Annotated in this window: 11 protein-coding genes; 5 read left to right on the top strand and 6 right to left on the bottom strand. The window is 70.6% G+C overall.

The features are described from left to right. Positions 1 to 1,832, bottom strand: a 1,832-nt coding sequence (locus VGD44_RS08940) for a xanthine dehydrogenase family protein molybdopterin-binding subunit (RefSeq protein WP_331086042.1), incomplete at its 3' end; no start/stop codon positions are given. Between the two features lie 11 nt (positions 1,833 to 1,843). Beyond that, positions 1,844 to 2,332, bottom strand: a complete 489-nt coding sequence (locus VGD44_RS08935) for a (2Fe-2S)-binding protein (protein WP_331086040.1) — start codon at positions 2,330 to 2,332, stop codon at positions 1,844 to 1,846. A gap of 141 nt (positions 2,333 to 2,473) precedes the next feature. Here VGD44_RS08935 and VGD44_RS08930 point away from each other — a divergent pair, with 141 nt between their 5' ends. From VGD44_RS08930 to VGD44_RS08920, 3 genes are all read left to right on the top strand, one after another. Further along, positions 2,474 to 2,812 (top strand): c-type cytochrome, encoded by a 339-nt coding sequence (locus tag VGD44_RS08930; protein ID WP_331086038.1) that lies wholly within the window; start codon positions 2,474 to 2,476, stop codon positions 2,810 to 2,812. 5 nt (positions 2,813 to 2,817) lie between these two features. Next, the gene (locus tag VGD44_RS08925; protein ID WP_331086036.1) at positions 2,818 to 3,702 is read left to right on the top strand and encodes a bifunctional precorrin-2 dehydrogenase/sirohydrochlorin ferrochelatase; all 885 of its coding nucleotides are present in this window, start codon (positions 2,818 to 2,820) and stop codon (positions 3,700 to 3,702) included. A 120-nt stretch (positions 3,703 to 3,822) separates the two neighbouring features. Further along, positions 3,823 to 5,121, top strand: a complete 1,299-nt coding sequence (locus VGD44_RS08920; RefSeq protein WP_331086034.1) for a dipeptidase — start codon at positions 3,823 to 3,825, stop codon at positions 5,119 to 5,121. A gap of 10 nt (positions 5,122 to 5,131) precedes the next feature. Here VGD44_RS08920 and VGD44_RS08915 read toward each other — a convergent pair whose 3' ends face one another. From VGD44_RS08915 to VGD44_RS08905, 3 genes are all read right to left on the bottom strand, one after another. Beyond that, positions 5,132 to 5,425, bottom strand: coding sequence for a DUF1905 domain-containing protein (locus VGD44_RS08915; RefSeq protein ID WP_331086033.1), 294 nt, complete (start codon positions 5,423 to 5,425; stop codon positions 5,132 to 5,134). A gap of 6 nt (positions 5,426 to 5,431) precedes the next feature. Further along, positions 5,432 to 7,096, bottom strand: coding sequence for an MFS transporter (locus tag VGD44_RS08910; protein ID WP_331086030.1), 1,665 nt, complete (start codon positions 7,094 to 7,096; stop codon positions 5,432 to 5,434). A gap of 503 nt (positions 7,097 to 7,599) precedes the next feature. Continuing rightward, the gene (locus VGD44_RS08905) at positions 7,600 to 9,009 is read right to left on the bottom strand and encodes a M20/M25/M40 family metallo-hydrolase (protein ID WP_331086028.1); all 1,410 of its coding nucleotides are present in this window, start codon (positions 9,007 to 9,009) and stop codon (positions 7,600 to 7,602) included. A 144-nt stretch (positions 9,010 to 9,153) separates the two neighbouring features. Between VGD44_RS08905 and VGD44_RS08900 the strand changes: the two genes are divergently transcribed. Next, complete coding sequence (locus VGD44_RS08900) at positions 9,154 to 9,795, top strand: DUF1326 domain-containing protein (protein ID WP_331086026.1); 642 nt, start codon at positions 9,154 to 9,156, stop codon at positions 9,793 to 9,795. Continuing rightward, on the top strand, positions 9,792 to 10,637 hold the full coding sequence (locus VGD44_RS08895; protein WP_331086024.1) for a DUF2182 domain-containing protein: 846 nt from the start codon (positions 9,792 to 9,794) through the stop codon (positions 10,635 to 10,637). The genes VGD44_RS08900 and VGD44_RS08895 overlap by 4 nt, the downstream gene beginning before the upstream one ends. 1 nt (position 10,638) lies before the next feature. On the opposite strand, the gene VGD44_RS08890 is transcribed toward VGD44_RS08895, so the two are convergent. Next, on the bottom strand, positions 10,639 to 11,373 hold a 735-nt coding region (locus VGD44_RS08890; protein WP_331086022.1), incomplete at its 5' end, for a zinc-binding dehydrogenase.

Raw genomic sequence — 11,373 nt, 5'->3', positions numbered from 1 at the left:
TCGGCGACCTGGGCCACGACCGAGCCGAAGCTCTCATGCACCGCCACCCCGCGGGTCCAGCCCGCCGGCGCGGGCGTGGTCCAGCCGGCCTTCTCGGCGGCCAGGTTCAGGACCGCCAGGTGCCGATTGGCGCCGGCCTTCTGGTAGAGCGCCCGGCGGTACTCCACCGGGTCCTTGCCGGCGCGCTTCGCCAGCTGGTCGAGGGTGTGCTCCATCACATAGGCCGTGTGGGTCGCGCCCACCGAGCGCCACCACAGCACCGGCACGCCCACATCCGGCGTGATGAGCTGGGCGTCCACGACGGGCGTCGCCTTCAGGTAGGGCGAACCCATGGACCCTTCCACCGCGGTGAAATCGACCTCGGCCGTCGGCGCGCCAGGCGGCGCGCCCTTCATGATTGACTGGGTGACGATGCGGTGGCGCCAGGTGGCCGGGAAGCCTTCCCGGTCCGTGGTGACGCGTACGGCGTGATGGACCAGAGGCCGGAAGTAGCCCGCACGCATGTCGTCCTCGCGGGTCCAGACCAGCTTCACCGGCCGCCCCTTCCCCACCTTCTTGGCGATCTGGACGCATTCGACGACGTAGTCGGACTGGAAGTTCGACCGCCGGCCGAACGAACCACCCGCGAACAGGGTCTCGATCTCGATGGAGCCCGGCAGCGCAGGCGTCACGCGGGCGACGTTCATCTGGTCCAGCGTCGGGGTCTGGGAGCCGAATATCAGCTTGGTCGGGCCCTTGCCGGCCATGGCCACGCAGTTCATCGGCTCCATGGTGGCGTGGGCCAGGTAGGGGAAGTCGTAGGCGACTTCCAGCGCGTTCGCCCCGCCCGCGGCCTGGGCGGCGTCGCCCTTGGCGTCGAAGGCCTTCCAGCCGTTCTTCTTCGGCGCAGCGGTCTTGCCCGAGGCGAGGTCCCTGAACTGGGCCAGGATCTGGGCCGATCCGCGTGTCTCGGCCTTGGACTCGTCCCAGGTGACGTTCAGCTTGTCGCGGCCCAGCTTCGCGGCCCACGTGGAGTTGGCGACCACGGCCACGCCGCTGGGGATCTTGAAGGCGTCGACTACGCCCGGGACCTTCTTCGCCTCGGCCGCGTCGAACGACTTTACCTTGGCGCCGAACTTCGGCGGGTGGGCCACCATGGCCACCAGCAGGTCGGGCATGCGGACATCCAGGGTGTAGCGCGCCGTGCCGTCGCTCTTGGCCTGGCTGTCCTTGCGTCGCACCCGGTCCTGGCCGATCAGGGTGAAGGTCTTGGGGTCCTTCAGCTTCGGGCTCTCTGGCGGGGCTACCTTGGCGGCCTCGTTGACCAGTTCGCCGAAGCCGGCCTGCTTGCCGGACGGATGGCTCAGCACGCCGTTCAGCACGGTGATCTCGCCGGCCGGGACGCCCCACTTCGTGGCCGCCGCCGAGACGAACATGGCGCGCGCCGCGGCGCCCGCCGTGCGCATCTTCATCCACGAGTCGGAGATCGCCGACGAGCCGCCGGTGCCCTGGGTGCCGCCCATGGCGGCGTTGCCGTAGAGCTTGGCGTTGGCGGGGGCCTGCTCGACCTTCACCTTGGTCCAGTCGGCGTCCAGTTCCTCGGCGGCGATGGCGGCGAGGCCGGCATGGTTCCCCTGGCCGAACTCGATGTGCTTGGAGACGACGGTGACCGTCCCGTCCTGGGCGAACTTGAGGAACGGGCCGAAGGCGCCGACCTGCACCTTCGAGCCGGCCGACAGGATGTCGGGGATCGAGCAGCCGACCAGCAGGCTGGACCCGGCGAGCGTCGCGCCCACCACCAGCACCTCGCGCCGCGTGGCGGCTGCGGCGATCTTCTTCAGAGGCTTGTTCATGGCCGCTTTCCTCAAACCGCCGGAGCCGCGGGGGTGGCCGGCGCCGCAGGCGCAGGCGCCGCTGCCGCTTCCTTGATCGCCGCGCGGATCCGCTGATAGGCGCCGCAGCGGCAGATGTTGCCGTCCATGGCCGCGTCGATCGCCGCGTCGTCGGGGTTCGGCGTCTGCTGCAGGAGGGCGACCGCGCTCAGGACCTGACCCGACTGGCAATAGCCGCACTGCGGCACGTCCTGCTTCACCCAGGCCTGCTGCACGGGGTGACTGCCGCCCAGGCCCTCGATGGTGGTGATCTTGGCCGCCCCGATCGCCGAGACCGGCAGCTGGCAAGAGCGCACCGGATTGCCGTCGGCCAGCACGGTGCAGGCGCCGCACTGGGCCACGCCGCAGCCGTATTTCGTGCCGGTCAGCCCCAGTTCATCTCGGAGCACCCATAGCAGGGGCGTGTCGGGCGGTGAGTTGACGATCACTGGCCGTCCGTTCACATCCACCGTGGTCGCCATAGTGGTGGTCTCCGCTGACTGATTTGAAGGGACGATCCTAACGCTGTTCAGACGGCCCCGTAAATCTGACGTTGGTTCATCGCGGCGTTGAAGGTTATTGCGTACCCGACTTACGAAATCCGCCGATATCCAGGAGTGCCTATGCTTCGCATGACTGCCGCCGCCCTCGCCGTGTCCCTGCTCGCGGGCCCCGCGCTCGCCCAGGACGGGGCCCAGCTCTTCAACCTGCAGTGCAAGATGTGCCACAACGGCTCGCCGCTGGGTCCGCCGCTGGCGGGGGTCGCGGGCGGGCCGATCGCGGCCAAGCAATTCGCCTATTCCCCGGGCCTGAAGAACAAGGGCGGGACCTGGACGGACGAGAGCCTCGACGCCTTCCTGAAGGCGCCGGCGGCGTTCGCGCCCGGCACCAGGATGCTGATCTCGGTGGGGACCGAGCCGAACCGCAAGGCGATCATCGAATACCTGAAGACCCTGAAATAGCGCGCATGGACGCCTTCCCCGCCTTCTTCCCGCTCGCCGGCCGCTCCCTGGCCATCGCGGGCGAGGGCGAGGCGGCGGAGGCCAAGGTGCGGCTGTTCGCGGGCTCGCCCGCCACGATCGTGCGGCTGACCGGGCCGGCGGCGCTGGACCCGGCATCGTACGCGGGCATGACGCTGGCCTTCGTGGCGGCCGCGGACGACCAGTGGGCCATGGCCGCGGCCGAGGCTGCGCGCGCGGCCAACGTGCCCGTCAACGTGGTCGACCGGCCAGCGCTCTGCGATTTCACCACGCCCGCGGTGATCGACCGCGGCGAGGTGGTGGCGGCCATTGGCACCGGCGGCGCCTCGCCCATGCTGGCCACCATGCTGCGCCACGACATCGAGGCCCGCGTGCCGGAAGGGGCTGGGCGGGTGGCGGCGCTGTTCCGGGCGATGCAGGACGAGGTGCGAGGCGCGCTTCCCGACGCCCACGCCCGACGGCGGTTCCTGCGCGCGGCCCTGACCGGCCCGGCCGCCGAGGCGGCCAGCGCCGGCGACATGGAGGGCGCCAAGGAGCGGCTGCGCGCGGCGCTGTTCGACACGCCGATGCTGCTGGGGGCGGTGCAGTACATCGACGCCCGCGGCCCGGCCGACCTGCTCACCCTGCGCGCCGCCCGCGCGCTGGCGGCGGCCGACGTGCTGGTCTGCGACGAGGGCGCCCACGCCGATGTCCTGGCGCTCGCCCGCCGCGACGCCGAGCGGCGGGACGCTTGCACCGTCGACCAGCTCGCTGAACTCGCGGGCGAGGGCCTCACCATCGCCCGCCTCGTCACCGGCACCGCCTGGCGCACCGAACAGGCCGCCCTGGACGCCAAGGGCGTCGGCACACAGGTCCTGCCGATCGCGTCTTAGTCCCCTCCCGATCGTCATCCTGCGAACAAGTCGCGGGATGACGAGCGAGAAGGGGCGGTGCTTGACTTGGGCCAACCCGCGGGCTCGCATCGCGCCGGCAGTTTCGAGGGGATGTTCCAGATGCGTATGAGCTTGGCCGCCGGCGTGGCGCTGTCTCTGTTCGCGGCCGCAGCGCAGGCGCAGGCGGTGGATCCGAAGATCGCGGCCCGGGTGGACAAGGTGCTCGCGAAGACCCCCCTGATCGACGGCCACAACGACGTGCCCTGGGGCATCCGCCAGCGGGTGGGGATCCATCCGGAGAAGGTCGACCTCGCGGCCGACACCTCGGGCCTGAAGGAGCCGGACGGCCCCGGCATGATGACCGACATCCCGCGGCTGAAGGCCGGCAAGGTGGGCGGCCAGTTCTGGAGCGTTTACATCCCCTCCAGCTTCGACGGGCCGGTCGCCGTGCAGATGACTCTGGAGCAGATCGACATCGTGAAGGCGCTGGCCCAGCGCTATCCCGCGACCTTCGAGATGGCCTACACCGCCGACGACGTCGTGCGCATCCACAGGGCGGGCCGCGTCGCCTCGCTGGTGGGGATCGAGGGCGGCCACCAGATCGGCGACAGCCTGCCGGTGCTACGCCAGCTCTACGCGGCCGGCGCGCGGTACCTGACGCTGACGCACGCCATCAACACCCGCTGGGCCGACAGCGCCACGGCCAACCCGCAGCACGGAGGCCTCACCGCCTTCGGCCGGGCGGTGGTGGCCGAGATGAACCGGCTGGGCATGCTGGTCGACCTCAGCCATGTGTCGGAGGGCACGATGCTGGACGCTCTGGAGGTCGCCCAGGCGCCGGTGATCTTCTCCCACTCCGGCGCCGACGGCGTTGCCGACCACGCCCGCAACGTCTCGGACACGGTGCTGGCCAAGGTGAAGGCCAACCGCGGCGTGGTGATGGTCAACTTCCTACCGAACTACGTCAGCCGCGCACGCATGGAATGGGCCGCCGACCGCTCGGCCGAGCAGGCGCGCTACAACGCCCCGCCGTTCGGCGGCCTCTACATCGGCCAGCCCGACCGGGCGAAGGCGGCGCTCGAGGCCTGGGACCAGGCGCACCCCAAGCCGCCCGTAACGCTCGCCATGGTCGCCGACCATGTCGAGTACATCGCCAGGGTCTGCGGCATGGACTGCGTGGGTATCGGCTCGGACTTCGACGGCATCGGCGACACGCCGGCGGGCCTCGACGGTGTCGACAAGTTCCCGGCCCTCCTGGCCGAGCTGGCCCGCCGCGGTTGGAGCGACGACGACCTCGGCAAGCTCGCCGGCGGCAACGTCCTGCGCGCGCTTCGCGAAGCGGAGGCGGTGGCGAAAAAGCTCCAGGCGACGACCCAGCCTAGCTACGCGACCCTGCAGGAGCTGGACGGAAAGCGCTGACCGGGGCGGCTCAGAGCTCGATCTCGACAGCCACCGCCACCCGATCGCCCGCGCCGATGTGCTCACGTGCGCGCACTTCGGCCTTGAGGGGCAGGACGAACACGCCGCTTTCGGCGGGGAAGATCGACGTGCGCCAGGTCGTTTCGCCGATCGTCGCCGTGACCCGCACCGATCCCCAACCGGCCGCGCGCGGCCCGCGCAGGCCGCGGATACCCTCGGAGAACTCGGGCGGCAGGCTGACGAAATGCCAGGCCGACTTGGCGCCGGTGTAGAGCCAGACCTCCGCGTCGAACGCGTAGCGCATGCCGCCTCACGTATTGAGCGGTTTGCCCTTGGTTTCCGGCAGCAGGAAGAAGCAGACCACGATCGAGAGCGCCGTGAAGGCGAACGGGTACCAGAGGCCCGAGTAGAGCTCGCCGGTGGCCGTCACGATGGCGAAGGCGGTGAAGGGGACGAAGCCGCCTACCCAGCCGGTGCCGATGTGGTAGGGCAGCGACAGGGCGGTGTAGCGCACCCGCGTCGGGAAAAGCTCCACCAGGCAGGCGGCGATCGGACCGTAGAGCGCCGTGGCCGCGATCACGAAGACCAGCAGCACGCCGAACGCGCCCAGCAGGTTCATGCGGGCAGGGTCGGCCTTGGCGGGATAGCCGCCATGGGCCAGCGCCGTCTTGATCCGCGTCTCGACGCTGGTCTTCACGGCCTTGGCGACCTCGGGCGAGAGGCCTTCGGCGGTGGTGGACGGGATGGTCTGGGTCCCGACGCGCACCATGGCCGGGCGACCGGGCACGCCGGGCTCGTTACGGTACGAGACGCCGGCGTTGGCCAGGGTCGACTTGGCGATGTCGCACGACGACAGGAATGCGGCCTTGCCCACGGGGTCGAACTGCAGCGAGCAGTCGGCCGGGTCGGCGATCACCACGACCGGCGTGGCCGCCTCGGCCTCGGCAAGTGCAGGGTTCAAGGTGCGCGACAGCATGTTGAAGCCGGGGAAGTAGGCCGCCAGCATCAGGACCATGCCGAACAGCATCACGGCCTTGCGGCCGACCCGGTCCGACAGCCATCCGAACACCACATAGAGCACGGCGCTGGCCGCGGTGGCCGACAGCATCAGCATGTTGATCGTCTCGGGCGGGACCTTCAGGAAGCGCTCCATGAAGGTCTGCACGTAGAAGAAGGCGGTGTACCAGACCGCCCCTTGCGCGAACATGATGCCCACCAGGGCGATCAGCACCAGCTTCAGGTTCGGCCACTGGCCGAAGGCTTCCCTGAACGGCGCCTGGCTCTGCTTGCCCTCGGCCTTGAGCTTTGCGAACTCGGGGCTCTCGGTGAGCTTGAGCCGCATCCAGATCGAGATGCCCAGGAGGATGCCCGAGAACAGGAACGGGATGCGCCAGCCCCACGCGTCGAAGGCCGCGTTGCCGATCGCCAGCCGCGTCAGCAGGATCACGATCAGGGCGCCGAACAGGCCGAACGCCGCCGAGGTCTGGATCCAGCTCGTGGCCTTGCCGCGACCGTTCGCCGGCGCGTGCTCAGCCACGTAGATCGCCGCCCCGCCGTACTCACCGCCCAGCGCGAAGCCCTGGATGATGCGCATCAGGATCAGCAGCGCCGGGCCGATGAACCCGGCTTGGCTGTAGCTGGGCAGGAGGCCGATGGCGACGGTCGCGCCGCCCATCAGCAGCACCGTGGCCAGGAACGCGCCCTTGCGGCCGGCCCGGTCGCCGATGCGCCCGAACACCAGCGCCCCCAGCGGCCGGAACAGGAAGCCCGCGCCGAACAGCGCCAGCGCCGCCGCCAGCCCGGCCGTCTCGGGCAGGCCGGTGAAGAAGGTCTTGGAGATGACGCCCGTCAGGCTTCCGAAGACGAAGAAGTCGTACCACTCGAAGGTGGTCCCGGCGGACGAGGCGGCGACCACGGTCCGCAGCGACGCGCCTTCTTTCACCGGCGCAGCGTCCGTCGCGGCGATCTCCGCCATTCCCGATGTCTCCCCGTTCGTCTTCTTGCGTCCCGTCTAGCGCGGAACTTCGGCCTCAGACCAGCGTCGTCTTCACCACCGCTCCGGCGCCACCAGCGGCATGCGGCCGCGGCGCAGGACCTCGTGGAACTGTCGAAGCGGTCGCCCTGCCGGGCGCGGGCCTCGGCCTCGGGCAAGCACCCTCAAATGGACCCGCGTTCGCCCATTTTCCGCCCAACAAGCTGAGCCTTGCCGAGCGCATAGGGAGAGTGTGCGATAGATTGCCCGGGAAGGTTGTCTTCGGCGCCATGCTGGCGGCGCACGCGGGCCTGTTCCTTCTGCGCAAGCCGCAGCCCCCGAGGCCCGAGCGCGAAACCCCGTCGGCCGCTCCAAGGTCATCCGTGCCGGTCCTGGCGCGCCCGGCCGACGCGCCGCGGCCGGCGGTCGCCCCGGTCCCCGAGACAGCGGGCGTCGCTGCGCCGGACGCGGACGGCGACCCCCGGCAGCCGCGGAGCGCTGAGCCGCTACTTCGCCCCGACGTACGTCTTGATCAGGTCGAACAGGTAGTCCCGGCCCTCGTACAGCGAGCGCACCCGCAGGCGCTCGTTCAGGCCGTGGGCGCCGTTGCCGTCCGGGTCGCCGAAGATCCCCGGCACGCCGTAGACGTACATCTTCGCCGGCCCGAAGTAGCGGCCGTCGGTCGCCCCTGACGACATCGACGGGATCAGCGGCACGCCCGGGAAGTGCTTGGCGGCGAGCGTCTTCATCGGGCCCACCACCTTGGGGTCGAGCGGCGGGTTGGTGGCGATGGGCCGGACCGGCGGGATCACCTCGACCTTAACGGCCGGGTCGCCGATCACCTTCACGAGCGTGTCGCGGGTCTCCTCCACCGTTTCGCCGGGGAAGATGCGGCAGTTGATCACGGCCGTGGCCCGCTGCGGCAGGGCGTTGTTGGCATGGCCGGCGTCGAGGCGGGTGGTGACGCAGTTGGTGTGCAGGATCGAGTTCACGTTGACGTCGGTGGCCGCGACGCGGGCCGCCTCCGCGTCGTTCGGGTCGGCCATCAGCCTGGTCAGCGCCTGGCCGGCGGCGTCGCCCCGCTGGGCGCGCAGCTCGAAGCCCACCTTGGTGGTGTCGGTGAACTTCGCCGGGAAGGCGTAGGCGCGCACCTTCAGGAGAGCGTCGGCCAGTTGGTAGATCGCGTTGTCCGGCCGCGGCCGCGACGAGTGCCCGCCCGGGTTGGTGACGGTGACGAGGTAGTTCTGCGCCGCCTTCTCGCCCACCTGGATCGACAGCACCTCGCGCTTGCCGTCCGCCGAGAGCCGCCCGCCGCCGCCCTCGTTCAGCACGAAGTCGGCCGCGATCAGCTCGGCGTGGTTCTTCACCAGCCAGTCGGCGCCGTTGAACGCCTCGGCGGTCTCCTCGCCGCAGGTCAGCGCCATTTTCAGCGTCCGCTTCGGCGGCGCCTTGGCCTGTTTCAGCCGGATCAGCGTGTCGACCCAGATGGCGTCCAGGCCCTTCATGTCGGCCGTGCCGCGGCCGTAGAAGTAGCCGTCCTCCTCGATCAGCACGAACGGGTCCCGGGTCCAGTCCTCCCGCCTTGCCTCCACAACATCGATGTGGCCCAGCAGCAGGACCGCGCCGGCCTTGGGGTCCGTTCCCTTGAGGACGGCCACCAGGCTGCCCTCCTTCGGATTGGACGGGGCGGTGATGTAGTGCAGGTCGGCGTCGGCGAAACCCGCGGCCTTCAGGCGCGCGCCCATCTTCGCCGCGGCCTCCGTGCAGCTGCCCGCTGACAGCGTCGTGTTGGTCTCGACAAGCTCCTTGAAGATCTCGCGGAAGGCCGTCTGGTCGGGCCGCAACGACGCCTGCGCCTGGGCCGACGTCGCCCCCATCAGAGCCAGACCGACAATACCTGCCGCCAACTTGCGCATCTACGTCCCCGGGAACTTTGAAGATGTGCAATCAAGCATGGCGGCGAAGGCCGCGAAAGCGGTCCGTCGCTGACTTGCGTTCCCCATTTGCCACGCGGCCAATCGGACGTAACGTGGTTCTACGGGGGATCGGAGGGCCGACCGATGACGCCTTGGGAGATCAAGGGCCGTGAGCTGGTGAACTGCACCTGCGAGTACGGCTGCAACTGCCAGTTCAACGCGCTGCCGGACAAGGGCCACTGCCACGCGGTGGCGGCGATCGCGATCGACGAGGGCCGCTACGGCGACACGCGCCTGGACGGCCTCAACATCGGGGCGATCTTCAAGTGGCCAGGCGCGATTCACGAAGGGAACGGCGAGGCCATCGCCTTCGTCGACCGCCGCGCCAGCGACGCTCAGCGCGAGGCGCTGCTCAAGATCATGACGGGCCAGGACACCGCCCCGTTCGCCACCATGTTCGCGGTCTACGCCTCCACGGTGACGACCATGCACCCGCCGGTGTTCACTGACCTTCAGATCGAGATCGATGTGGACGCGCGGACGGGCCGGATGGTCGTGCCCGACTATGTCGAGATGAGCGGCCGGCCGATCCGCAACGCCGTCAGCGGCGCGGAGAGCCGGGCCCAGATCGTGCTGCCCGAGGGCTTCGAATACGCGCTGGCCGAGATCGGCAGCGCCTCCAGCCGCACCAGCGGCCCCGTGCGCGTGGAGATCGACGACAAGTACGGCCAGTTCGCCCGCCTGCACCTGAACAACCACGGGGTCGTCCGCGCGAAGGCGGCATGAGCGAGCCTGCCGACCCGTCCATGCTCGAACGGCTGCTGGCGCGCGAGCGGGCGGTCGTCGGTGTGGGCCTGCTCGTACTGTGCGCGCTCGCATGGATCTACCTGCTGCGCGGCGCCGGAATGCCCGCCGCGGCTCCGGCCGACCCCATGGCCGGGATGGACATGGCCGGGATGGACATGCCCGGGATGGACATGTCGGCTATGGCCCCGCAGCCGACCGGCTGGGACGCTAGCCTGTGGGCGATCACCGTGGCCATGTGGGGCGCCATGATGGTGGCGATGATGACGCCCAGCGCGGCGCCGGCCATCCTGCTCTACGCCCGCGTCCACCGGCACGCCGCGGCGCAGGACCACGCCCGGGGCCTGGCGCCCAGCGGCGTGTTCGCAGCAGGCTACCTCCTCGTCTGGCTCGTGTTTTCCGTCGGCGCCGCGGTCGCCCAGTGGGCGCTGCAGGAGGCCGGCCTGGTCTCGTCGGGCATGCTGAGCTCGCAAAGCCGCTGGCTGTCGGGCGGGCTGCTGATCGCGGCTGGCCTCTACCAGCTGTCGCCGCTCCAGACGGTTTGCCTCACACACTGCCGCTCGCCCGCCGAGTTCCTGTCGCGGCAGTGGCGGCCCGGCCGGCTGGGAGCGCTCGGGCTCGGCGTTCAGCACGGCGCCTACTGCGTCGGCTGCTGCTGGGCGCTCATGCTGCTGCTGTTCGTGGGCGGGGTGATGAACCTGGCCTGGATCGCCGGCCTGACGCTGGTGGTGCTGGCGCAGAAGCTGCTGCCGGGCGGTCTGTGGATCGGCCGCGCCGGCGGGGCGGCGCTCATCGCCTGGGGGCTCTGGACGCTCTTCGCCTGAGTCAGAGGCGCAGCAGGACCCGGCCCTGTTTTCCGCGGGTGGCGAAGCGGTCGAAGGCGGCGTCGGCCTGGTCCAGGTCGAACACACTGCCGACGGCGGGCCGCAGCGCGCCGTCCTGCGCCAGCGCGATGAGGCGAGCGAGGCGCGCGGGGTCTGTGCGCAGCATCATCAGCCAGCCGGCGCGGCGGGACGAGAACCACGCGGCGACGAGCCCGCCCACGTCGGCCATTGGATTGCTGGAGACGTACATCCCGCCGCGCGCCAGGTAGGGCGCCGCCGCGCGGAACGACGCCGTCGCCGGCGCGTCGATCACCAGGTCGAAGGCGTCGCCGGCGTGAAAGGCTGGGCCGGCCTCGTAAGGCCGCACGTCGCCCGCGCCCTGGGCCAGCACGAAGCTCGCGTTGGCGCCCGAGGCCACCGCCGTGACCTCCGCGCCGCGGTGCGCCGCCAGCTGGACGGCATAGGCGCCGAAGCCGCCGGCTGCGCCGATCACCAGCGCCCGCTGGCCGCGGCCGATCGGGCAGATGCGCTCCAGCACCTCGATGGCGGTCAGCCCCATGACGCAGAGCGCCGCGGCCGCCTCGTCGCCGACGTCGTCGGGCAAGGCCACGATGGCGTTCTCCGGCACGACGGCGAAGCGGGCGTGCATGCGCGGGCCGTCCAGCACGGGGGAATAGCCGACCACTCGTTGGCCCGCGCGAATGCGCCGTCCGTCGTTGGCCGCCCGGCCGGCGAA

The organism is Phenylobacterium sp. (genome assembly GCF_036402295.1).
In the GTDB taxonomy this organism is placed as follows: domain Bacteria; phylum Pseudomonadota; class Alphaproteobacteria; order Caulobacterales; family Caulobacteraceae; genus Phenylobacterium.
This window is presented reverse-complemented; position numbering and strand designations above follow the sequence as displayed.

Excerpts from the sequence above, each read along its gene's own strand:
- VGD44_RS08935 (WP_331086040.1), bottom strand. The coding sequence starts at position 2,332 with ATGGCGACCACGGTGGATGTGAACGGACGGCCAGTGATCGTCAACTCA.
- VGD44_RS08930 (WP_331086038.1), top strand. The coding sequence starts at position 2,474 with ATGCTTCGCATGACTGCCGCCGCCCTCGCCGTGTCCCTGCTCGCGGGC.
- VGD44_RS08925 (WP_331086036.1), top strand. The coding sequence starts at position 2,818 with ATGGACGCCTTCCCCGCCTTCTTCCCGCTCGCCGGCCGCTCCCTGGCC.
- VGD44_RS08920 (WP_331086034.1), top strand. The coding sequence starts at position 3,823 with ATGCGTATGAGCTTGGCCGCCGGCGTGGCGCTGTCTCTGTTCGCGGCC.
- VGD44_RS08915 (WP_331086033.1), bottom strand. The coding sequence starts at position 5,425 with ATGCGCTACGCGTTCGACGCGGAGGTCTGGCTCTACACCGGCGCCAAG.
- VGD44_RS08910 (WP_331086030.1), bottom strand. The coding sequence starts at position 7,096 with ATGGCGGAGATCGCCGCGACGGACGCTGCGCCGGTGAAAGAAGGCGCG.
- VGD44_RS08905 (WP_331086028.1), bottom strand. The coding sequence starts at position 9,009 with ATGCGCAAGTTGGCGGCAGGTATTGTCGGTCTGGCTCTGATGGGGGCG.
- VGD44_RS08900 (WP_331086026.1), top strand. The coding sequence starts at position 9,154 with ATGACGCCTTGGGAGATCAAGGGCCGTGAGCTGGTGAACTGCACCTGC.
- VGD44_RS08895 (WP_331086024.1), top strand. The coding sequence starts at position 9,792 with ATGAGCGAGCCTGCCGACCCGTCCATGCTCGAACGGCTGCTGGCGCGC.